Below are 23,323 nucleotides of genomic sequence, written 5' to 3'. Positions count from 1 at the left end.
CCCGCTGCGAGCCGCCGGACCAACGACGGCTCCCCAAACGGGAGATCGGGGGTGCGCGCGTGCGCATCGGACTGCTTACGGAGGGTGGCTATCCGTATGTGAGCGGTGAGGCGGGGCTCTGGTGCGATCGGCTCGTGCGCGGGCTCGAGCAGCACGAGTTTGACGTCTACGCGCTCAGCCGCAGCGAGCGCCAGGAGGCCGAGGGGTGGGTTCCGCTGCCGCCGCAGGTCAGCCGGGTGCGCACCGCGTCGCTGTGGGACGTCGAGGACGACGGGGTGGTCCACGGACGGCGCGCGCGTCGGCGCTTCGCGGAGTGCTACGGCGAACTGGCCGCGGCCCTGTGCACGACCGCCCCCGTTGGCTCCTCCGCGTACTCCGCGCACTCCGCGTACTCGGAGAGGGCGTCGGAGGCGGCATCGGAGGGGGAGTCGGCCCTTGAGGCGGACCGTTTCGCCAACGCGCTGTACGGCCTCGCCGAACTCGCCCGCGACGAGGGCGGGCTGCCCTCCGCCCTCCGTTCGGAGACCGCCGTACGCGCCCTGGAACGCGCCTGTCGCGCGCCCGGCGCCCACCGTTCCGCACGCGAGGCGCGCGTCCCCGATCTGCTCGCCGTCGCCGCCCGCATCGAACGCGCCCTGCGCCCCCTTTCGCTCGACTGGTACGAGGACGACGGCCTCGGCGCGGTGGACCTGTGCCACGCGGCCTCCGGCGGCACGGCGGCCCTTCCGGGCCTGCTCGCCCGGCACTTCTGCGACGTGCCCCTGCTGGTGACCGAATACGGCGTGCGCCTGCGGACGCACTACCTCACCGAACCCGACGCCCCGCCCGCGATACGGTCCCTGCTGGCCGCCTTCCACGGCCGGCTGGCCGCCGAGACCTACCGGCGTGCGGCCGTGATCACGCCCGGCAACACGCATGCCCGTCGCTGGCAGGAGCGCTGCGGGGCCGACCGCGCCAAGCTCCGCACGGTCCACCCGGGCATGGACGCGACTCCCTTCGCCGAGACGGGGGAGTCGCCGGAGGGCGCCGACCCGCACACCCTCGTCTGGGTCGGCCGCGTCGAGCCCACCAAGGACCTGGTCTCGCTGCTGCACGCCTTCGCGGAGATCCGCAGGGCTGAGCCCGGAGCGCGCCTCAGGATCGTCGGCGCCGCCACCGGCCCCGAGGGCGCGGCCTACCTCGCCCACTGCCGGGGCCTGGCCGCGCAGCTCTTCCCCGACGAGGCCGACGGCCCGCACGCCGTCGGACGCAACCCGGTGTCCTTCGAGGAGACCGGTGGGCCGGAACTGCCGTCCCGCGCCGACGCGTACGGCGCGGGCGCCCTGGTGGTCCTCTCCAGCGTCGTCGAGGGGTTCCCGTCCGGGCTGGTCGAGGCCATGTTCTGTGGTCGCGCGACGGTGTCCACGGACGTCGGCGCGGTGGTCGAGGCGATCGGCGGCACCGGACTCGTCGTGCCGCCGCGCAATCCGCGGGCGCTCGCCGAGGCGTGCGTCGTCCTGTTGCGCGACCCCGAGCGCCGTGAGCGACTGGGTGCCGCCGCGCGCGCCCGCGCACTGGAACTGTTCACCGTCGAGCAGAACGTCGCGGCATTTCACAGCATTTACCTGGAGATCCTCTCGCGTACCCCGGTCCGCCGCGTCGTCCTCGACGACACCGGCGAACCTCTGCCGTTCGCCGTACCCGCCGAGGCCCACATGCCCGGCCGCTGGACCGACTCCACGGCCCGTGTCGTGGCCTGGGGCGGCCCCGGCTGGGCCACGAACGCCCCCGTCCGGGCCACGTCCCCGGCCTCCGCGACCGAGGGGGCCCGATGAGCGGCCTCGGCGAACTCGACCGCCCCGGCACCCCGGGCAGCCCGGGCGCCTGGGACTCCCACTCGCGGGCGTCCCTGACCGACGGGACGCCTGACGTTCCCGACGCACCTGACGCGGAAGCGCGCGCCGACAGGTGGGCATGGGCGGACGAGGACCGGCGCTCGGGCGAGCGCGGTTCTCCGGGTACGGGCGGGCGTTCGCGCGAAGGCGCCGGCGGCACAGCGCCCGGCGAGGGCAGCGCGGTCGCTCGTGGCGGAGGGGTCGCCGGGGATAGTGCGGTTGTCCGCGGTGGAGGGGTCGTTGAGGGCGGTGCGGTCGCCAGGGACAGTGCGGTTGCTCGCGGTGGAGGGGTTGCCAGGGACAGTGCGGTTGCCCGCGGTGGAGGGGTCGCCGGGGGCAGTGCGGTCGCTCGCGGCGGAGCGGTCGCTGAGGGCGGTGCGTTTGGTCGTGGCGGGACGGTTGCTGAGGGGAGTGCGTTTGCCCGCGGTGGAACGGTTGCCGAGGGCAGTGCAGGCGCCGAGAGCAGCGCGTTCGCCCGCGACGGAGGCGTCGTCGAGGGCAGTGCGGTCGCCCGCGACGGAGGCGTCGTCGAGGGCAGTGCGGTAGCCGGAGGCAGTGCGGTTGCTCGCGACGGAGGCGTCGTCGAGGGCAGTGCGGTAGCCGGAGGCAGTGCGGTTGCTCGCGACGGAGGCGTCGTCGAGGGCACTGCGGTCGCCGGGAGCAGCGCGGTTGCCAGCAGAGGGGTCGCCGGGAGCAGCGCAGTCGCCCGCGACGGAGAGGTCGCCGGTGGGGGAGCGGTCGCCGGAGGCGGAGCGGTAGCCGCCGGCAAGGAGTCGCCGTCCGCCGCGCGCCGCGCCGCCGCGGATCCGGTGAAGGCCCTGATGCACCGTCACCGTGACCTGTGCGAGCGTGCCGTGGACCCGCTGGAGATCGCGGCAGGCCTGGAGGCGCACGGCGTCACCGACCGGACCGCCGCACGCTTCCGCCACCGGGACGTCTTCTCCCTCGCGGAGGAGATGTACGCCCGCGTTCCGCGCGACGGCGACCCGCCCCCGCGCCCCACGGACCCGCCCGCCCCCCGGGTACGCATCGTCTGGATCGTCCTCGCGCTGCTGCCCGGCGCGCTGTGCGCCGCCACCGTGGCCGGCCTGCGCCTCACCGACGGCCGACCGCGCCTGATCGCGGCCGTCGTCGGCGCCCTCGTGGTCACTCTCGCCCTGCGCGCGGCACTGCGCCGAGGGCCGCTGAGGGCCGCGACGCGTACCACCGGCACCTGGACCTGCTGGCTCGTCGGCTACGCCCTTCTCGGCGACGGACTGCTCCGCGCCGCTCTCACCGGCGGTCCGGACGGCTTGCCCGACGGCACCGCCGAGGGCCCGTGGCCCGTCACCGTCGCCCCCGTACTGGCCCTCGCCCTGGCCTGCGCGCCCGCGGCCGGCAGCGCTCACCTCTTCGCCGTGGGCGCCCGCCGCAAACTGACGGCCAGCCGCGGCCTGGCCGACTTCTCCGCCTCCGTACGCCCCCTGCTGCTCGGCGCGGTCGCCCTGTTCATGTGCGCCCTGACCGTCCTGGTCGCGCTGACCGGTGCGGTCCTCGCGGAGCCCACCGCCCACCCACAGGCACTCACCCTGGGCGCCCTGTTCCTGCTGGCTCGCCTGCTCGCCGTGCACGGCCACACACACGCCCCCACGCTCGTCCTCACCGCCGCGGCCTCCGTCGAGGCGGCGGCCCTGGCCACGCTCTTCGCCGGTCGCCTCCCCGGCTGCGGCTTCCTCGCCGTCCCCGTGGAGGCCCTGGTCGCCGCCTGCGGTCCGGCCGTCGTTCCGACGACGGCCTGCGGCATCGGCGCGCTGATCCTCCTGGTGCACGCGACCCGCCGCCTGACCAGAGCCTCCGCCCACGCATCGATGGGGCAGCCGCGGTGACCGCGTGCCCCCGGACAGCCCCCCACACGTCCGCATCACCCTCCGAAGGAGCCCCCAGATGACCACCTCCCGACCCGACGCCTCGGCACCGGGAGCAGCCCGATGAGAGTCCTGCTGATCGGAGCCAACGGCTATATCGGCCGCTTCGTCGCCGACCGTCTGCTCGCCGACCCGGCTGTCCAGCTCACCGCCCTCGGCCGCGGCGACGACGCCGACGTCCGCTTCGACCTCGCCACCGGCAGCCCCGGAGCCCTCACCCGCTTCCTCGACGCGGTCCATCCCGGCGTCGTCGTCAACTGCGCCGGCGCCACCCGGGGCGGCGCCCGCGAACTCACCCGGCACAACACCGTCGCCGTCGCCACCGTCTGCGAGGCCCTGCGCCGCAGCGGCTGCGGCGCCCGCCTGGTGCAGGTCGGCTGCAGTGCGGAGTACGGCCCCAGCCAGTCCGGCTCCTCCACCGCGGAGGACGCCGTGCCCCGCCCCGGCGGCCCCTACGGCGTCAGCAAACTCGCCGCGACCGAACTCGTCCTCGGCTCCGGCCTGGACGCCGTCGTCCTGCGCGTCTTCTCGCCCGCCGGGCCCGGCACCCCCGCGGGCTCCCCGCTGGGCCGCCTCGCCGAGGCCATGCGCCGCGCCATGCAGTCCGGCGACGGTGAGCTCCGGCTCGGCGGCCTCGGCGCCCAGCGCGACTTCATCGACGTCCGCGACGTCGCCCGCGCCGTCCACGCCGCCTCGCTGTCCGCCGCCCAGGGCGTCATCAACATCGGTTCCGGCCGCGCCGTCCGCCTGCGCGACGCCGCCGCCACCCTCGCCCGCGTGGCCGGATACGGCGGTGCCCTGCACGAACTCGACGGACCGCCCGGCGCACTGCGGCCCACCATCGGCCACCCCCGTACCGAAACCATGGGCCACCGCGTCGACTCCCTCGGCCACCACCGCACCGACTCCCTCGGCCACCACCGCCCGGAGCCCCTCGGGATCCGCGGCGACCGTGCCGACGCCGAGCACGCGGCCCCGGTCGCCTACCCCTACCCGGACGGCTGCGGCAGTTGGCAGCAGGCCGATGTGCGCACCGCACGCGACCGGCTCGGCTGGCGGCCTCGGATCGCCCTCGAAGAGTCCCTCGCAGACATCTGGATGGAGGCGGCATGCCGTATCTGACCAGCACCAAAGCGGGCACCGCGAGCACCGACGTCCGCACCGGCCTCGGTGTCCCGGGTCTGGCCCATCCCCTCGTCGCACCCGGCGAGTGGTCCGGCCTCACCTGCCCGGGCACCCCCCTGCACTGGGTCGTCCTCAACGTCGCCGACGGCCCCGGCGCGCACCCCGACCCACGCTGCCTGGACGCCGTCGGCCGCCTGCGCAACGCCGGCGTCCGCGTCCTCGGCCACCTCGACGCCGCGTATGGGGCCCGGAGCTTCGGCGCGCTGATCTCCGACGCGCACCGACACCTCGACTGGTACCAGGTCGACGGCTTCCTCCTCGACCGCTGCCCGTCCGAACGGGCCGCGCTCCCCGAGGTCCGCCGCACCGTGACCACGCTCCGAGTGATCCGTGACGATGCCCACATCGTCCTCGGCCACGGCACCCACCCCTACCCCGGCTATGCCGAGAACGCCGACCAGCTCGTCACCTTCTCGGGCGCCTGGAGCGACTACCGCTGGTCCCAGGCGGCCGAGTGGAGCGCCGACTATCCGCCCGAGCGCTTCTGCCACTTCGTCCACGGCGTCCCCCGCGGGCATCTGGAGGAGGCGCTGCGCATCGCCCGCTGGCAGGGTGCCGCGACGATCTACTTCACCGACCGCACGGACCGGGGCGGCCGAATCGACCCCTGGGAGACGATGCCCGGCTACTGGGACGAAATCGTCTCGCGGGTCGGGACGGGTGTCTCGGAATGAAAAAGGCCGTGGCAGTGTTACGAGGAGAACAACCGTAATTACTGACCGACAGACGGAGTCCCCGTGTCGCTGCCACCCCTGGTCGAGCCGGCCCCCGAGCTCACCGTAGACGAGGTCCGCAGGTACTCCCGCCACCTGATCATCCCCGACGTGGGGATGGACGGGCAGAAGCGGCTGAAGAACGCCAAGGTGCTCGCCGTGGGCGCGGGCGGCCTCGGTTCGCCGACCCTGATGTATCTGGCGGCAGCCGGTGTCGGCACGCTCGGCATCGTGGAGTTCGACGAGGTCGACGAGTCGAACCTGCAGCGGCAGGTCATCCACAGCCAGGCCGACATCGGCCGGTCCAAGGCCGAGTCCGCCCGCGACACCATCAAGGGCATCAACCCGTACGTGGACGTGGTCCTTCACCAGGAGCGGCTCGAGGCCGACAATGTGATGGACATCTTCAGCCAGTACGACCTGATCGTCGACGGCACGGACAACTTCGCAACCCGCTACCTGGTCAACGACGCCTGCGTGCTGCTGAACAAGCCCTACGTCTGGGGTTCGATCTACCGCTTCGACGGCCAGGCCTCCGTCTTCTGGTCCGAGCACGGACCCTGCTACCGCTGCCTCTACCCGGAGCCCCCGCCCCCCGGCATGGTCCCCTCCTGCGCCGAGGGCGGCGTCCTGGGCGTGCTGTGCGCGTCCATCGGCTCCATCCAGACCAACGAGGCCATCAAGCTCCTCCAGGGCATCGGCGAGCCGCTGGTCGGCCGCCTGATGATCTACGACGCCCTGGAGATGACCTACCGCCAGGTCAAGGTCCGCAAGGACCCCGACTGCGCGGTCTGCGGCGAGAACCCGACCGTCACCGAGCTCATCGACTACGAGGCCTTCTGCGGCGTCGTGTCCGAGGAGGCCCAGGCGGCGGCCGCCGACTCCACGATCACTCCCAAGCAGCTCAAGGAGTGGATCGACGACGGCGAGAACATCGAGCTCATCGACGTCCGCGAGCCGAACGAGTTCGAGATCGTCTCCATCCCGGGCGCCCGGCTGATCCCGAAGAACGAGTTCCTCATGGGCTCGGCCCTCGAGAACCTCCCGCAGGACAAGAAGATTGTCTTGAACTGCAAGACGGGTGTCCGCAGTGCGGAAGTCCTCGCGGTCCTCAAGTCCGCCGGCTTCTCGGACGCCGTGCATGTGGGCGGCGGCGTGATCGGTTGGGTCAACCAGATCGAGCCGGCGAAGCCCGTTTACTGACCGGGCCCCGATCCCGTTCTCCGGACGGCGGGGGTTTCGCGCACCGCAGGTGCCCGAAGCCCCCGCCGCCGTCATGAGCAGACCTTGCCGTCCTTCGGCACCGTCCCCTTCAGCAGATAGCCGTCCACCGCGGAGTCGACACAGTCGCTCCCGCTCCCGTACGCACCGTGTCCCTCGCCCTTCCAGGTGAGCACCACACCGACGTCCTTGCCCAGCTCGTCCGCCATCCTGCGGGCGCCCTCGTAGGGCGTGGCCGGGTCGCCGGTGTTGCCGACCACCAGGATCGGAGCCGCGCCGGACGCACTCACCTCCGGGGTCTCGTACTGACCGGCCACCGGCCAGTCGTGGCACCACCCGGCCGTGTCCCAGCCGAGGAAGGCCCCGAACACGGGCGAGACCTTCTCGAACCTCGGCAGCAGCTTCTTCGTCTCCTCGATGGTCGGCCGCTGCTTGTCGTCCAGGCACGATATGACTCGTTGGGAGTGGGTCGTCGTGCCGTACCGCCCCGAGGGATCACGCTCGTTGTAGCCGTCGGCGAGCGCCAGCAGTTCGGAGCCGTCGCCCTCCTCGGCCGCCGCCAGCGCGCTGGTCAGGGCCGGCCAGCCGTCCTTGCTGTAGAGCGGCAGCACGATCCCCGTGAGTGCCAGCGTCTGCGTCAGCTTCCGCCCCGGCGACGACGTCGGCAGCGGCTTGGCGTCGAGCCGCTCCAGTAGATCGGCGATCTCCCGCGACCCCTGCTTCGGGTCCTGCCCGGTGGATGTCAGATAGTCGTCCAGCGCGCGCTGGAAGCCCCTGGCCTGGTTCTCGGCGTGGCCCATCGTGTCGGCGCCCGGGTCCACGACCGCGTCGAGGATCACGCGCCCCACGCGCCCCGGGAACAGGTGGGCGTAGACGCCGCCGAGTTCGGTGCCGTAGGAGATGCCGAAGTAGTGCATCTTCTCGTCGCCCAGCACATGCCGCATCAGGTCCATGTCGCGGGCGGTGTCCGTGGTCGAGACGTGTGCCATGAGCTTGCCGGCGGCTTTCTGGCAGCCCTTGCCGAAGTCGGCGGCGTCCTTGAGATACGCCTGCTCCTCGGTCGCGGTGTCCGGTGTGGAGTCCACCGACTCGGCGTCCTCGATCGCCTCGTCGCCGCGGCAGCGGATCCCCTCGCTGGCGGCCACCCCGCGTGGATCCCAGCTCACCAGGTCGTACCGCTCGTGCAGGGAGGAGACGGTGTCGGCGTAGGACGGCATCATGGAGACGCCGGAGCCGCCTGGGCCGCCGAAGTTGAACAGCAGGGAGCCGATGCGCTCGTCGCCGGTGGCCTTGGCCCGGATGAGCGCGAGGTCGATCGTCTCGCCGTCCGGCTCGGCCCAGTCCAGCGGCGCCTCGAGCGTGGCGCACTGCCAGTCGCCGCCCGGCGCGGGGGAGTCGGCGGTGCCTTCGCAGCGGCCCCAGTCGAGCGTCTGGGAGGCCAGCGACTCGGGCACTCCGGACGGCGCCGCCGCCGACGGCCGCCCGCTGCTCGCACCCCCGTCGTCCTGGTCGTCGCCGGACGAGCCCCCGCTGCAGCCCGCCGTCAGCAGTGCGGCGGCGGCCGTCAGAGCCGTCCACCGTACGAGACGCGTCATGTGTTCTCCCCCCTCGCAAGCCGTCCGCGCCGTGCAGCGGATGGCGGTCATGCCATGGTAGGCGGAGCACGCAGAGCCCGCCGCGCCCTGTGGATAACGCTCTGACCTGCTACTTTGCTCATGCTTCGATGTTGGGGGATCAGGAGCAGACGGTCCCGGCCGCCGGTACCTTTCCGTCCAGCAGGTAGCCGTGCACCGCGTCCTGTACGCACTTGTTCTTGCTGTCGTAGGCACCATGCCCCTGGCCCTTGTAGGTCAGCTCCACGCCCACGCCCTTCCCCAGCGCGTCCACCATCTTCCCTGCGCCCTCGTAGGGCGTCGCCGGATCGCCGGTGTTGCCGATGACCAGGATCGGCGGCGCTCCGGGCGCGCTCACGTCGGGGTGGTCGGCGGCACCGGGCACCGGCCAGTCGGTGCAGCTGAGCATGGACCAGGCGAGGTAGTCACCGAACAGCGCGGAGGCCTTCCGGAACTCGGGAAGCTTGCGTTCCACGTACGCGGGGTCGTACCTCGGCTTGTCGTCGGCGCAGTTGATGGCGACGTTGGCCGCGGTGATGTTGCTGTACTCGCCGTTCTCGTTGCGCCCGTTCAGCGCGTCCGACAGCACCATGAGGACCCTGCCGTCACCGTCGTACGCCTGCTCCAGGCCGTCGGTCAGGTACTCCCAGAAGTCCTTCGAGTACAGCGCCTGCGCGATGCCCCCGGTCGCGGCGGTCTGGGTGAGTTCGCGAGGGAAGATGCCGGGGATCGGTTCGCGGTCGAGGTCCTTCAGCAGCCGGGCGATACGGTCCTTGACGTCCTGGGCGCTGTTCCCGACGGGGCAGTCCTCGACCTTCGACACGCAGTCCTCGGCGAAGTTGTCGAGTGCGAGCTGGAAGCCCTTCGCCTGCCCGAGCGAGCCCTGCTCCGGGGTCTGCGTCGGGTCGACGACCGCGTCGAAGACGGCGCGGCCCACCTTCTTGGGGAACAGGTGGGCGTAGACGCCGCCGAGTTCGGTGCCGTAGGAGATGCCGAAGTAGTGCAGCTTGTCGTCGCCGAGGACCTGGCGCATCAGGTCCATGTCGCGGGCCGCGTCGGTGGTGCGCACGTGCGGCAGGATCCGCTTCGAGTTCTTGTCGCAGGCCGCGTTGAAGCCCTCGGTGTTGTCCAGCAACTCGGTGCGCTCGGCCGCGTCGTCGGGGGTGGCGTCCTGCTGGAAGTAGGTGTCGAGCTGCTTGTCGTCCAGGCACTCCACCGGGGCGCTGCGGCCGACGCCCCGCGGGTCGAAGCTGACCAGGTCGTAGCGGGTGCGCAGTTCGGCGTAGTCCTGGCCGAAGGCGGGCAGCGTGGTGACGCCCGAGCCGCCGGGGCCGCCGAAGTTGAAGACGAGTGAGCCGATCCGGCGGTCCGCCTCACCGCTGGCCTTCGCCCGGATCAGCGCGAGGTCGATCGTGTCGCCCTTGGGATCGTCCCAGTCGAGTGGCGCCTTCATGGTGGCGCACTGCCACTCGGCTCCGTCCGGCAGCGGGGAGGGAGCGGCGCCGCCGCCCTCGGCCTCGGAGGGGGCCGGGCAGTCCTTCCAGCCGAGCTTCTGGGCCGTCAGGTCCTCGTCGCCCCCGGAGTCGCTTCCGGATTCGTCGCTGCAGCCCGCCAGCAGAGCGGACAGGGCTACGGCGGTGGCGGCGGTCAGGGCGGCGGCGCCCAGCCGGAAGGAGTTCGGCATGCGTCCATCGTGCGGGCGCGCGGGTCCGTGCGCTCGGGGCAGGAGCCGTACGAGGTACGGGACGGGCGGCCGGGACGTACGCGGGTGAGTCGATGCGTACGGATCCCCTCAGTGTCTGAGGCTGTTCCGCAGCGTCTGAGGCCGTCCCGCGGCGTACGAGGCCGTTACAGCGCCTCTTTCCGAGTCAGGTGGTTGAAGACCAGCCAGCCCGGCAGTACCGGCAGCCACAGCGTGAGCAGCCGGTACAGCAGCACCGCGGGCGCGGCGACCTCCTTGGGCAGGCCGACGGCGATCAGGCCGACCGTCAGCGTCGCCTCGACCGCGCCCACACCGCCCGGCGTGGGCGCCGCGGACCCCAGCGCGTTGCCCGCGAGGAAGACGACCGCGACGCTCGCCAGGCTGATCGACGTCGTCTCGTCGCCGAAGGCCCGGATCGAGGCGTCCAGGCACATCACGAAGCAGGCGGTGAGCAGCAGCATGCCGCCGATGCCGGTGACCAGCTTCTGCGGCCGCTGCAGGACATCCAGCATGCGCGGTACGACACCGGCGAAAAGCGACCGCACGCGCGTGACGACGAATTTCCGCAGGAACGGCACCGAAGTCACCACGAGCACGAGCACCGCCACCGTCAGCAGGCCCGCGATGACCGTCCGGGACGGCGACAGTGACGGCGTCTTCTCGGTGCCGGTCAGGTAGCCGAAGGCCAGTAGCATCAGGATGTGGCAGCCGAGCCCGAACAACTGCGACGCGCCGACACTCGCCACCGCGAGCCCCGGCCGCACACCCGCGCGCTGCAGGAAGCGGGTGTTCAGGGCGACACCGCCGACCGCCGCGGGGGCGACGATCTTCACGAACGACCCGGCGACCTGCGCGGCCACGGTCCGCAGGAACGGCACCTTCTCGGGTACGAAGCCCAGCAGGGCCATCGCCGCCGCGATATAGCTCGCCGCCGAGAACAGCACCGCCGCGGCCACCCAGCCCCACTGTGCGTTCGAGATCAACGGCCCGAACTCGATGTGGGTGAGCTGCGTCAGCAGGAAGTAGGCACCGATCGCACCGGCGATGAAGCTGATCAGGGTGCGCGGTCGTACCCGCTCCAGGCGGGCCGGCTCGACGGGAGCCTGCGGCCGGATCCGCAGCACCGCGTGCCGGATCTGCGTGAGCAGGTCCTCCTCGCGAGCCTCCTCCAACGCCTCGTCGACGGCCCGTTTCTCCGCCCGCTGCTCGGCGCGTACGACCTTCTTGTCGAGCTTATCCGGCTTATCGGCCTTATCGGCCTTATCGGCCTTGTCGGGCTGGTCGGTCGCGGGGCTTGTGTCGTCGCCCGCGGCCGCCTCCGAACGGGCCAGCTTGGCCTGCCGGGACGACTCCAGGACCGCCTCCCGCTCGCGCTCGGCCCGTTCCCGGGCCAGCTTGCGCAGCGTCGCGCGCGTGGAGCGGCTGAGCGCGATGGGCTGGAGCATCGGCAGACAGTCCGCCACGGCGTCGGGGCCCAGCACGGCCACCGCCGAGGCGACCGCGCGTTCGGCACCCACCCGCAGGCCGAGCGTCACCAGGAGCTGGGAGATGTCCATGCGCAGCAGCAGGTCCCCGGCGGCGATCTCGCCGATGCGCAGGTCGGTGAGGATCACCGTGCCGGAACGATCCACCAGGATCGCGTCGCCCACCAGCCTGCGGTGCGCGATGCGCCGGGACTGCAGGGCCCGCACCTGCTCCCAGGTGCCGCGCAGCAGGTCGTCGGTGATCTCCTCGTCCGACAGCGAATCCAGCGTGCGCCCGCCGGTGTGCTCGTAGACGAGCATCACGGCGTCGGGACCCAGCTCGGACGTCGCGATCAGCTTGGGGGCGTTGGCGCCGGCCCCGATCGCCGCGTAGGCGAGCAGCGCCTCCTGCTCCAGGGCCTGCCGCAGTGACGGGAGGCTGCTGCGGGTGGCGAAGCCGCGCAGCGTCAGATTGCGCCACGCGCGGTAGAAGAAGCCCTGCGCCTGCTGCTCCCGGTCCACCACCGTCACGTCCAGCGGCCGGCCGTCCTCCAGTGTGACGAAGTAGCGGCGGCCGCGGTCACCGGTCTCCGTGGTGTCCGACGGCGCTTCCTCGCGGGCGGCGGTCACCGGGCGGAAGCCGACGTGCCGCAGCCCCGCCATCAGCGTCCGCCCGGTGGGGCGAACGTTGGGAGAGCCGACCGCGTACAGCGTTCCGTAGGCCACGGTCCAGCCGATGAGGACCGTCAGAATGATCGAGAACGGTGTCGTGTAGCCGGTGACGAGCATCGAGAAGGCGTCGAGGAGCAGCACGACCCACAGCACCGCGCGCCAGCGGGGTCTGCGGGACATGCCGACTGCCGTCATGTACGCGATGACCGGCGCCAGGTAGCCGTGCACGGGGTCGGTGAGGGCGTGGACGTCGCCCGGCGAGGGCTGGGTGAGCGCCTCCTGGATGGACCCGGGGGCGGCCTTGGCGACCCACAGGTCGGTGGCGAGGGTCACCCCGTGCGCGAGGACTGCCGCCAGCACACCGTCGGCGATCCGCAGCCCATCCCGTTTGATCAGCCGCTCGATCGCGAACGCGACCGGCACCAGGAGGATCGCGATGCTGGAGGCCAGTCCGGCGATCTTGATCAGCAGGTCGGGCGCCTGTCCGGTGCCCTTGTTGATGTCCTGCTCGAGGCCCGAGGTGGTGCCGTGCGCGAAGGCGGCGACGGCGAGCAGTACGACGACGGCGAGCACGCCCACCAGGAGTCGCATCAGGTCGGACGGACGGTGCACGCGCGCGGGGAGCAGCGGTTCGTCGCCCTCCACCTCGTCGATGTGCGCGACGTCGTCGGGGTCGGCGGCCGTCGCCGTCCTACCCGCGGCCGCCCGCCGGCCGGGCTTCCCGCCGCTTCCGTCCGCGGTGTCCGGGCGCGACGAAGAGCCGGAGGTGCCCTCGGCGTCCTCGGGGTGCACACCCTGCTGCTTCATCGCCTCTTCTTGCTCTCGTATCACTGGTCACCGCCCGCACGATGGTGGCATGCCGCGTCGGCCTCGGCAGGCATCAGGGTGCCCGTGCGGCCGCACAGTCTGCCCGAAGCGCCGCTTCCGGGCGAGGGACGCGCACCGTCGGGAGCGCGTCGCGTTGTCGGTGGGGTGGGGCAGGATAGGTCGGATGAGCGAGCAGAGCCTTCCGGAGGAGGCCCGCCCGGAGTACGCGGACGCGCTGCCCGAGTACGCCGAGCGGGTCCTCGAGATGACCGAACTGATTCCGCCGGGCCGCGTCATGACGTACGGGGACGTCGCCGAGTATCTGGAGGAGGGGGGACCCCGTCAGGTGGGACGGGTGATGTCCCTCTACGGGGGAGGTGTTCCGTGGTGGCGCGTCGTTCGCGCGGACGGGGTCCTGCTCGCGGGGCAGGAACTGGAGGCGCTCGACCGCTACCGGGAGGAGGGCACGCCCCTGAAGGAGGCGAGCAGGGCCGCGGAGGGCCATCTGCCTCGCCTCGACCTGAAGCGAGCGCGGTGGGACGGCGGCGAACGCGCACAGGGTCACACCTGACAGCTTCCGCCATCGGGCGGACCGACGTGTGGCCTGTGATCCGTATGAGGGAAAAGGGGCACTTCGGGCACGTCCGTGGCATGACGTACGTTCGTGGGGCGGGGGACACAGGCGTCGCGAGTGACCCGAGGGAAGAAGAGGAAGCCCTGCTTCCGCCTCATCCGTCGGCGTAGCGTCGGCCGCACGCGTCCCCCTCATCCCGCGGTCACCGCCGTGCCCGCAGCGCGGACGGCCCACCAGCACACCCACCAGGACCGGCGAACCACGTGAGCTCCTCTTCCTCCACCAGACACCCGTCGCACCCCCAGGTGCGACGGGGGAGCCGTGGCGCTTACCGACTGGTGCGTACCCCGCCGGCGCGAAGGGACCCCCCTCGTCTGGACGCCGCACAGCGTGCCGTGGTTGACCACGGGAGCGGCCCGCTGCTCGTCCTCGCGGGCCCGGGCACCGGCAAGACGACCACGCTCGTCGAGTCCGTGGCGGACCGGATCGCCCGGGGCGGCGACCCCGAGCGGATCCTGGTGCTGACCTTCAGCCGCAAGGCGGCCGTCGAGCTGCGCGACCGGATGGCACTGCGCATGGGCGCCGCGCGTGCCCCCCGGGCGACGACCTTTCACTCCTTCGGTTACGCCTTGGTCCGTGCCCACCAGGACAGCGACCTGTTCGTGGAGCCGCTGCGGCTGCTGTCCGGCCCGGAACAGGATGTGGCGGTACGCGAGCTGCTCGCCGGGCAGGTCGACCTGGAGCGGCTCGGTCTGGCCCATGTGCGCTGGCCCGACGAGCTGCGCGCCTGCCTGACCACCCGTGGCTTCGCCGACGAGGTCCGCGCGGTCCTCGCCCGCAGCCGTGAACTGGGTCTCGGCCCGGACGCCCTCGGCGCCTTCGCCCGGCGCATCGGCCGCCCCGACTGGCGGGTCGCCGCCGTCTTCCTCGCCGAGTACCTCGACGTGCTCGACCTCCAGGGCGTGCTCGACTACGCGGAACTCGTCCACCGCGCGGTGCTCCTCGCCCGCCGCCCGGAGGTCGCCGCGCAACTGGCCGCGCGGTACGACGCGGTCTACGTCGACGAGTACCAGGACACCGACCCCGCTCAGGTACGGCTGCTGCACGCCCTGGCCGGCGGCGGGCGCACCCTCGTCGCCTTCGGCGACCCCGACCAGTCGATCTACGCCTTCCGCGGCGCGGACGTGAACGGCATCCTCGACTTCCCGACCGCCTTCCCCCGCGCGGACGGCCGCCCGGCGCCGGTCGAGGTGCTGCGGACCTCGCGACGGTCCGGGGCCGCGGTGCTGGCCGCCACCCGGCTGCTGACCCAGCGCATGCCGATGACCCGCCTCCCCGCCGACAAGGTGCGCGCCCACCGCGAACTCGCCCCGGAGCGGGACGGGGGGAGCGTCGAGGTGTACACGTACCCGACGTCCGGCACCGAGCTGGACAACATCGCCGACATCCTGCGCCGGGCGCACCTGGAGGACGGCGTTCCCTGGGGCGACATGGCCGTCCTGGTGCGAGCCGGCTCACGCACCATCCCCACGGTCCGCCGCGCCCTCACCGCGGCCGGCGTGCCCCTGGACATCGACGGCAACGACCTTCCGCTGCGCCACGAGCCGGCGGTGGCGCCGTTGCTGACGGCACTGCGGGCGGTGGCGGAGGCGGAGGCGGGGGAGCGGCCCTCGTCGGCGGGCCCCGGTGAGCCGGCGGACGCCGGGCGCGGGACGGTCGGCGATACGGGGCAAGAGGCCGGGCACGGGGCGGGTGACGGCGCGTGGTCCGGCGTACCTGCCGCTGGTGCCGACGCCGAGCCGGCTGAGCCCGAGGCGGGCCCCGACGGCGCGGGGAATGTCATGCCCGGCACGGACGCCGGTGTCGCGGGGGAGGCCGCGCGCGAGGCAGCGACCAACGGCGTGGGGGTAACCGGGCGTGGGGCCGTCGCCGGTGGCGCGGGGGAGGCCGCGGCCAACGGCGTCGGCGGGACCGGTCGTGGAGCCGGCACCGACGAGCCGGGGGAGGACGAGCGCGGAGCCGGCGCCAGCGAGGCGGGGGAGGCCGCCCTCGATGCCGATGCCGATGCCGATGCCGATGCCGATGCCGATGCCGATGCGTATGCCGATGGCGGTGCAGGTGCCGATGGCACCCCCGGTGCCGCTGGCGCTGCCACCGCCGCTGCCACCGCCGCTGCCACCGCCGCTGCCACCGCCGCTGCCGCTGCCGGTGCTGATGGCGCTGCCGCCCCCGCCCCCGCCTCCGCCTCCGCCTCCACCCCCGCCTCCGCCTCCACCCCCGCCTCCGCCTCCGCCTCCACCCCCGCCTCCGCCTCCACCCCCGCCTCCGCCTCCGCCTCCACCCCCGGCGCCGACGTCGCCGCCGCCACAGCCGTGAAGGCCGTACCCGGGGCGGCGGCGAGGCCCGTACCCGCGGTCGACGCCGATACGGCGGCGGAACCCGCACCCGGAGAAGGCGCCGGCCGCGCGGAGGATCCGTGCTGGCTCCCCACGGAGACCGCCCTCACCCTGCTCACCTCCCCCCTCGCAGGCATGGACGCCGCCGACCTGCGCCGCCTCGGCCGAGCCCTGCGCGAGGAGGAGCGTGCCGCGGGCAACCCGCTGCCGCCGCCCTCGGACGAACTGCTGGCGCGGGCACTGGCCGAGCCGGAGCGGCTCGCGGTGCACGACCCCGCGTACGCGCGTGGCGCCCAGCGACTCGGCGCGCTGCTCCGTAAGGCACGCGAGCGCCTGGCCGGCGGCGGCAGCGCCGAGGAGGCGCTGTGGGACCTGTGGGCGGGCACGCCGTGGCCCACCCGCCTGGAACGCTCCGCCCGGCGCGGCGGCGCGGCCGGACGCAACGCCGACCGCGATCTCGACGCCGTGTGCGCCCTCTTCGCGACGGCGGCCCGCGCGGAGGAGCGCACCGGCGGCCGGGGCGCCCTGAACTTCCTGGAGGAGATCGACGCCGAGGACATCGCCGCCGACACCCTCACGCGGCGTGCCGTACGCCCCGACGCCGTCCGCCTGATGACCGCGCACCGCGCGAAGGGGCTGGAGTGGCGCCTGGTCGTCGTCGCGGGCGTCCAGGAGGGCCTGTGGCCGGATCTGCGCCGCCGCGGCTCCCTGCTGGAGGCCGACCGGATCGGCCGCGACGGGCTCGCCGAACCCCTCACGCCCGGCGCGCTGCTCGCCGAGGAACGCCGCTTGTTCTACGTGGCCGCCACACGCGCGAGTGAACGGCTCGTGGTGACCGCCGTGAAGGCCCCGGCCGACGACGGCGACCAGCCCTCCCGGTTCCTGACCGAACTCGGCGTCGAACCCGCCGACGTCACGGGCCGCCCGCGCCGGCCCCTCGCCGTCGGGGCGCTCGTCGCCGAGCTGCGCGCCACCACGGTCGATCCCCGAGTCTCCGAACCCTTGAGGGAGGCCGCCGCCCGCCGGCTGGCCCGCCTCGCCGCCCTCGCCGACGAGGACGGCCGCCCCTTGGTGCCGTCCGCCCACCCGTACCGCTGGTGGGGCATGTGGGACTCGACCGAGAGCAAGGTGCCGCTGCGCGACCGGGACCAGCCCGTCACGCTCTCCGGGAGCGCCCTCGACCAGCTGGCCAACACCTGCGCCCTCCAGTGGTTCCTCGGCCGCGAGGTGAAGGCCGACGCGCCCGCGACCGCCGCCCAGGGCTTCGGCAACGTGGTGCACGTCCTCGCCGACGAGGTGGCCTCCGGGCACACCCCGGCCGACCTCGCCGTGCTCATGGAACGCCTGGACTCCGTGTGGAACGCGCTCGCCTTCGACGCGCCGTGGAAGTCGGCGCAGGAGAAGGCCAACGCGCGCGTGGCGCTCGAACGCTTCCTCAAGTGGCATGTCATGGACCGTGCCGGACGCACGCCGGTGGCGAGCGAGCACGACTTCGACGTGACCCTGGATGCGGGCGACTACGAGGTGCGCATCCGCGGCCAGATGGATCGCGTCGAAGCCGACGGTGACGGCCGCGCCTACGTCGTCGACTTCAAGACCGGCAAACAGGCGCCCACCTCCGCCGAGGTGGCCCACCACCCCCAGCTCGCCGTCTACCAGCTCGCCGTCCGCGAGGGCGCCGTCGACGAGGCCTTCGACGGCGCCCGCCCCGAACCGGGCGGCGCCGAGCTCGTCCAGCTGCGCCAGGGCGCGCCCAAGCGCGACGGTGGCGAGACCCTCCCCAAGGTGCAGGCGCAGGACCCCCTGGAGGGGCCGGCGGGCGAATGGGTCGGGGACCTGCTCGCCACGGCCGCGGGCAAGGTCCTCGACGAACGGTTCACCCCGACCACGGGCCAGCACTGCACCCACTGCGCCTTCCGCGCGTCGTGCAGCGCACGGCCCGAGGGACGGCACGTCGTGGAGTGAGCGACCAAAGTGAGCGACCAAAGGGAGCGGACCGCCCGGTGTGATGAGACGCACCACAGGGGCTGACCTGCGCTTCTCATGACTCGGAAGGCGATCCCGCACCCGCTGTCAGTGCTCGCCGCTAGCCTCTCTGACGTGCCCGCCCATCTCACCGATCCCGATCAGCTCAAGGAGCTCCTCGGCATCCCCTTCACCCCGGAGCAGACGGCCTGCATCGTCGCGCCGCCCGCGCCGCAGGTGATCGTGGCCGGAGCCGGATCGGGCAAGACGACGGTGATGGCCGCGCGCGTGGTGTGGCTGGTCGGCACCGGTCAGGTCGCCCCGGAACAGGTCCTCGGTCTCACCTTCACCAACAAGGCGGCCGGGGAGCTCGCCGAACGCGTCCGCAAGGCGCTGATCAGGGCCGGTGTCACCGACCCGGACGTGATCGACCCGGACAACCCGCCGGGCGAACCGGTGATCTCGACGTACCACGCCTTCGCGGGGCGCCTCCTGACTGACCACGGCCTCCGCCTCGGCCTGGAGCCGACCTCCCGTCTGCTCGCCGATGCCACCCGCTACCAACTCGCCGCGCGGGTGCTGCGCGAGGCTCCCGGCCCCTATCCGGCGCTCACCCGTTCCTTCGCCGACCTGGTCAGCGACCTCCTCGCCCTGGACGCCGAACTCTCCGAACACCTCGTACGCCCGGAGGAACTGCGCGCCTGGGACGCCGGCCTCCTGGACTCCCTGGAGTCCGTCAGGCTCAGCAACGCCGATCTGCGCAAGGTCCCCGAGGCCGCCGCCGCGCGCCGTGAACTGGCCGACCTGGTGATCCGCTACCGGGCCGCCAAGCGCGAACGGGACCTGCTCGACTTCGGCGACCAGATCGCCCTGTCCGCACAGCTCGCCGGGCTTTTGGAGGTGGGCCGCGTCCTGCGCGACGAGTTCCGGGTCGTGCTGCTCGACGAGTACCAGGACACCTCGGTGGCCCAGCGCATCCTCCTGGCGGGCCTGTTCGGCGGCGGCACCGGCCACCCCGTGACCGCCGTGGGCGACCCCTGCCAGGCGATCTACGGCTGGCGCGGCGCCTCCGTCGCCAACCTCGACGACTTCCCGGAGCACTTCGCGCACGCCGACGGGCGCCCCGCCGCCCGCCAGGCGCTCAGCGAGAACCGCCGCAGCGGCGGCCGCCTCCTCGACCTCGCCAACGGCCTCGCCGAGCCCCTGCGCGCCATGCACGCGGGCGTGGAGGCTCTGCGCCCCGCCCCGGGCGCCGAACGCGACGGCATGGTCCGCTGCGCCCTGCTGCGCACCCACGCCGAGGAGATCGACTGGATTGCCGACTCCCTCGCCCACCTCGTGCGCACCGGCAAGGCGCCCGGCGAGATCGCCGTCCTGTGCCGCACGGCGACCGACTTCGCCGAGATCCAGGGCGCACTGGTGGCCCGCGACGTCCCCGTCGAGGTCGTGGGCCTTTCCGGACTGCTGCACCTGCCGGAGGTGGCCGACCTGGTCGCCGTCTGCGAAGTCCTCCAGGACCCCGGCGCCAACGCCTCCCTGGTCCGCCTGCTCACCGGCCCGCGCTGGCGCATCGGCCCGCGGGACCTCGCCCTCCTGGGCCGACGCGCCCGGCTGCTGGTGAGCCACGCGCGTGTGGAGGGCGACGACGACCCAGACCGGCGGCTCGCCGAGGCCGTCGAGGGCGTCGACCCGTCCGAGGTGATATCGCTCGCGGACGCCCTCGACACGTTCCTGGAGACGCCGCTGGACGGCACCGGCGACGACGATGGGCTGCCCTTCTCGCCGGACGCGCGGGTGCGGTTCGCACGGCTGGCCACCGAACTGCGCGACCTGCGCCGAGCCCTGGCCGACCCGCTCATGGACGTCCTGCACCGGGTCCTCGCCGTCACCGGTCTGGAGGTCGAACTGTCGGCGTCCCCGCACGCCCTGGCCGCGCGCCGCCGCGAGACCCTGTCGAACTTCCTGGACGTCGCCGCGTCCTTCGCCGCCAGTGACGGCGAGGCCACCCTGCTCGCCTTCCTCGGCTTCCTGCGCACAGCCGCCCAGTACGAGAAGGGCCTGGACAACGCCTTGCCGGGCGGCGAGAACACCGTCAAGGTGCTCACCGCGCACAAGTCCAAGGGCCTGGAGTGGGACGTCGTCGCCGTACCCGGCCTGGTCACCGGCACCTTCCCCAGCGGCCAGGGCCGCGAGAAGTGGACCGCCCAGGGCAAGGTGCTGCCGCACGAACTGCGCGGTGACGCCGACACCCTGCCCGAGGTCGGGTCCTGGGACTCCCGGGGCCTGAAGGCCTTCCAGGAGTCCATGAAGGAACACCAGCACACCGAGGAACTCCGCCTCGGCTACGTCACCTTCACCCGCCCCCGCTCCCTGCTGCTGGGCTCCGGCCACTGGTGGGGCCCCAGCCAGAAGAAACCCCGCGGACCGTCCGACTTCCTCACGGCCCTGTACGAGCACTGCGCCGCCGGGTACGGCGAGATCGAGGCCTGGGCGGACGAACCCGCCGAGGACGAGGAGAACCCGGCTCTGCACCGGGCGACCGCCGACCAGGCCTGGCCCCTGCCACTGGACGACGCGGCCCTCGTCCGCCGTCGGGCCGCCGCCGAGACGGTCCTCGCCCACCTGGCCTCCCACGAGGAGGACCATCCCGCGGCCGCGCACGACCCGGACTCCTACGACGCCCCGGACTGGCCGCCGCCCGGGGACGACGAGGTACTCCAGGCGGAAGAGGCCCCCGGCGACCCCGGCTGGACGGAAGACCCCGCCGACTGGGACTCCTGGACCACGGACCGGCCCACCGCCCCGTCGGCCCCCACCGCGACGGCGCCGGACAGCAGCCCCACCATCCCGCACCAGGCGACTCCGCCGGGACAGCCCGGCGAAGCCGACCTGCCCCGCCCCCACTCCGAGGAACCGCGAACCGGGCGAACCGCCCCCTCCCGGTTCACTTCGGAAGAGGCCCGCACCGTCGCCTCCTGGGACCGCGACCTCGACGCCCTCACCGGCGAGCTTCTGCGCGCCCGCGAGAGCGTCACGGAGGTACGTCTTCCGGCGTCGCTGACCGCCTCCCAGCTGCTCAGCCTGGCCGCCGACCCGGACGGCTTTGCGCAGGAACTGGCTCGCCCCATGCCCCGGCCGCCGCAGCCCGCCGCCCGCCGCGGCACCCGTTTCCACGCCTGGGTCGAGGCCCGCTTCGAACCGCTGACACTCCCCCTGCTGGAACCGGAGGAGCTGCCCGGCGGCGACGCCGAGATCGCCGACGAACGCGACCTGGAGTTCCTCAAGGATGCCTTCGAACGCACCGAATACGCCCGGCGCACGCCCTACCGCGTCGAGGCGCCGTTCCAGTTCTCACTCGCCGGCCGAGTCGTACGCGGCCGCATCGACGCCGTGTACAAGGAGGGCGACGGCGAGAGGGCGACGTACGAGATCGTCGACTGGAAGACGGGCCGTGCCGGCACCGCGGACCCGCTCCAGCTCGCGCTCTACCGCCTCGCCTGGGCCGAGCAGCAGCACGTACCGCTGGAGTCGGTGACGGCCGCCTTCCTGTACGTACGCACCGGCGAGGTCGTACGGCCCGACGGGCTGCCGGACCGCGCCGCGCTGGAGAACCTGCTGCTGACCGACCCGGTCGGTGACGAACCGCACGATCAGGGTGTCGGTGCGGGCCGATAGGCTCGTGAGCATGAGCGAGACCCCGGACAGCGCCGTCCGTACGTACATCGAGCACCGCCGCGCCGCCTTCCTCGACGACCTCGGCGAGTGGCTGCGCATACCGTCCGTGTCGGCCCAGCCCGACCACGCGACCGATGTGCGCCGCAGCGCCGACTGGCTCGCCGCCAAGCTGAAGGAGACCGGCTTCCCGACCGCCGAGGTCTGGCCGACGCCGGGCGCCCCGGCCGTCTTCGCCGAGTGGCCCTCCGGCGACCCGCAGGCACCGACGATCCTCGTCTACGGCCACCACGACGTGCAGCCCGCCGCCCGCGAGGACGGCTGGAACAGTGAGCCCTTCGAGCCCGTCGTCCGCGGAAACCGCCTCTACGCGCGCGGGGCGGCCGACGACAAAGGGCAGGTGTTCTTCCACACACTCGGCGTCCGGGCCCACCTCGCCGCCACCGGCCGCACCGCCCCCGCGGTCAACCTCAAGCTGCTGATCGAGGGTGAGGAGGAATCCGGTTCCCCGCACTTCCGCGGCCTGGTCGAGGAGCGCGCCGATCGGCTCACCGCCGACGCGGTGATCGTCTCCGACACCGGCATGTGGTCCGAGGACACCCCGACGGTCTGCACCGGCATGCGCGGCCTCGCCGAGTGCGAGATCCGGCTGCACGGACCCGACCAGGACATCCACTCGGGCTCCTTCGGCGGCGCGGTCCCCAACCCGGCCACCGCCGTCGCCCGACTCGTCGCCGCCCTGCACGACGAGCACGCGCGCGTGGCGATCCCGGGCTTCTACGACGGCGTGATCGAACTCACCGACAAGGAACGCGACCTCTTCGCCGAGCTGCCCTTCGACGAGCCGCAGTGGCTGCGCACGGCCAAGTCGTACGCCGCCCACGGCGAGGCCGGGCACACCACCCTGGAGCGCATCTGGGCCCGCCCCACCGCCGAGGTCAACGGCATCGGCGGCGGTTACCAGGGCCCGGGCAGCAAGACGATCATCCCGTCGTCCGCCATGGTGAAGCTCTCCTTCCGGCTGGTCGCGGGCCAAGACCCCGACCACGTCGAGAAGGCCGTCCGCGCCTGGGCCGCCGAGCAGGTGCCCGCCGGGATCCGCAGCGAGATCACCTTCAGCGGGGCCACGCGCCCGTGCCTCACGCCGCTGGACCACCCGGCGCTGCAGTCGGTGGTCCGCGCCATGGGCCGGGCCTTCGAGAAACCGGTCCGTTTCACCCGCGAGGGCGGCTCCGGACCGGCCGCCGACCTCCAGGAGGTCCTCGGCACACCCGTTCTCTTCCTGGGCATCTCCGTCCCGTCCGACGGCTGGCACGCCCCCGACGAGAAGGTCGAGATCGACCTGCTGCTCAAGGGCGTCGAAACCTCCGCCCACCTGTGGAGCGACCTGGCGGAGTACTGGCGCCACGAGCCCTGAGCGCCCCGCACGGTCCGGGTCCGGACCGGCATCACGCGCGCGGCACACTGGAAAGGCCGCCCCGCACCGCCGAGCCCTCCCGGACCCGGTCGCCACCCGCCCTACGACCCGCTGAACCGTCTGCCGAACCGAACCGCTCACCGGG

12 protein-coding genes are annotated in these 23,323 nt (G+C 73.2%); 9 read left to right on the top strand and 3 right to left on the bottom strand.

What is annotated here, in order from left to right; translation table 11 throughout:
- The first annotated feature begins 59 nt into the window (after positions 1–59).
- From ACFCZF_RS19235 to moeZ, 5 genes are all read left to right on the top strand, one after another.
- Entirely contained in the window at positions 60–1,814 is a 1,755-nt protein-coding gene (locus ACFCZF_RS19235; RefSeq protein WP_376672658.1) for a DUF3492 domain-containing protein, read from the top strand.
- Between the two features lie 881 nt (positions 1,815–2,695).
- On the top strand, positions 2,696–3,739 hold the full coding sequence (locus ACFCZF_RS19230; RefSeq protein ID WP_376672657.1) for a hypothetical protein: 1,044 nt from the start codon (positions 2,696–2,698) through the stop codon (positions 3,737–3,739).
- A 102-nt stretch (positions 3,740–3,841) separates the two neighbouring features.
- Complete coding sequence (locus tag ACFCZF_RS19225; RefSeq protein WP_376672656.1) at positions 3,842–4,900, top strand: NAD-dependent epimerase/dehydratase family protein; 1,059 nt, start codon at positions 3,842–3,844, stop codon at positions 4,898–4,900.
- The gene (locus ACFCZF_RS19220) at positions 4,888–5,637 is read left to right on the top strand and encodes a spherulation-specific family 4 protein (protein WP_376672655.1); all 750 of its coding nucleotides are present in this window, start codon (positions 4,888–4,890) and stop codon (positions 5,635–5,637) included. Before ACFCZF_RS19225 ends, ACFCZF_RS19220 begins: the two co-directional genes overlap by 13 nt.
- 63 nt (positions 5,638–5,700) lie before the next feature.
- Positions 5,701–6,879, top strand: a complete 1,179-nt coding sequence (gene moeZ, locus ACFCZF_RS19215) for an adenylyltransferase/sulfurtransferase MoeZ (RefSeq protein ID WP_375923533.1) — start codon at positions 5,701–5,703, stop codon at positions 6,877–6,879.
- A gap of 71 nt (positions 6,880–6,950) precedes the next feature.
- Here moeZ and ACFCZF_RS19210 read toward each other — a convergent pair whose 3' ends face one another.
- From ACFCZF_RS19210 to ACFCZF_RS19200, 3 genes are all read right to left on the bottom strand, one after another.
- The gene (locus ACFCZF_RS19210; protein ID WP_376672654.1) at positions 6,951–8,492 is read right to left on the bottom strand and encodes an alpha/beta hydrolase; all 1,542 of its coding nucleotides are present in this window, start codon (positions 8,490–8,492) and stop codon (positions 6,951–6,953) included.
- A 139-nt stretch (positions 8,493–8,631) separates the two neighbouring features.
- Entirely contained in the window at positions 8,632–10,194 is a 1,563-nt protein-coding gene (locus tag ACFCZF_RS19205) for an alpha/beta hydrolase (RefSeq protein ID WP_376672653.1), read from the bottom strand.
- Between the two features lie 164 nt (positions 10,195–10,358).
- Positions 10,359–13,154 (bottom strand): lysylphosphatidylglycerol synthase domain-containing protein, encoded by a 2,796-nt coding sequence (locus tag ACFCZF_RS19200; RefSeq protein WP_376672652.1) that lies wholly within the window; start codon positions 13,152–13,154, stop codon positions 10,359–10,361.
- A 184-nt stretch (positions 13,155–13,338) separates the two neighbouring features.
- Between ACFCZF_RS19200 and ACFCZF_RS19195 the strand changes: the two genes are divergently transcribed.
- From ACFCZF_RS19195 to ACFCZF_RS19180, 4 genes are all read left to right on the top strand, one after another.
- The gene (locus tag ACFCZF_RS19195; RefSeq protein WP_376672651.1) at positions 13,339–13,725 is read left to right on the top strand and encodes an MGMT family protein; all 387 of its coding nucleotides are present in this window, start codon (positions 13,339–13,341) and stop codon (positions 13,723–13,725) included.
- Positions 13,726–13,991: 266 nt separating this feature from the next.
- Positions 13,992–18,089: a UvrD-helicase domain-containing protein gene (locus tag ACFCZF_RS19190; protein ID WP_376672650.1), complete on the top strand. Its 4,098-nt coding sequence runs from the start codon at positions 13,992–13,994 to the stop codon at positions 18,087–18,089.
- 135 nt (positions 18,090–18,224) lie between these two features.
- Complete coding sequence (locus tag ACFCZF_RS19185) at positions 18,225–21,764, top strand: UvrD-helicase domain-containing protein (protein WP_376672649.1); 3,540 nt, start codon at positions 18,225–18,227, stop codon at positions 21,762–21,764.
- Between the two features lie 10 nt (positions 21,765–21,774).
- Positions 21,775–23,178 (top strand): dipeptidase, encoded by a 1,404-nt coding sequence (locus ACFCZF_RS19180; RefSeq protein WP_376672648.1) that lies wholly within the window; start codon positions 21,775–21,777, stop codon positions 23,176–23,178.
- Positions 23,179–23,323 lie beyond the last annotated feature (145 nt).

Source organism: Streptomyces sp. NPDC056296 (genome assembly GCF_042268605.1).
Taxonomy (GTDB): domain Bacteria; phylum Actinomycetota; class Actinomycetes; order Streptomycetales; family Streptomycetaceae; genus Streptomyces.
This window is presented reverse-complemented; position numbering and strand designations above follow the sequence as displayed.

Bases quoted from the DNA above. Each gene is read 5' to 3' on its own strand.
- ACFCZF_RS19230 (WP_376672657.1), top strand. From the start codon at position 2,696: ATGCACCGTCACCGTGACCTGTGCGAGCGTGCCGTGGACCCGCTGGAG.
- ACFCZF_RS19225 (WP_376672656.1), top strand. From the start codon at position 3,842: ATGAGAGTCCTGCTGATCGGAGCCAACGGCTATATCGGCCGCTTCGTC.
- ACFCZF_RS19220 (WP_376672655.1), top strand. From the start codon at position 4,888: ATGCCGTATCTGACCAGCACCAAAGCGGGCACCGCGAGCACCGACGTC.
- ACFCZF_RS19210 (WP_376672654.1), bottom strand. From the start codon at position 8,492: ATGACGCGTCTCGTACGGTGGACGGCTCTGACGGCCGCCGCCGCACTG.
- ACFCZF_RS19205 (WP_376672653.1), bottom strand. From the start codon at position 10,194: ATGCCGAACTCCTTCCGGCTGGGCGCCGCCGCCCTGACCGCCGCCACC.
- ACFCZF_RS19200 (WP_376672652.1), bottom strand. From the start codon at position 13,154: ATGAAGCAGCAGGGTGTGCACCCCGAGGACGCCGAGGGCACCTCCGGC.
- ACFCZF_RS19195 (WP_376672651.1), top strand. From the start codon at position 13,339: ATGAGCGAGCAGAGCCTTCCGGAGGAGGCCCGCCCGGAGTACGCGGAC.
- ACFCZF_RS19180 (WP_376672648.1), top strand. From the start codon at position 21,775: ATGAGCGAGACCCCGGACAGCGCCGTCCGTACGTACATCGAGCACCGC.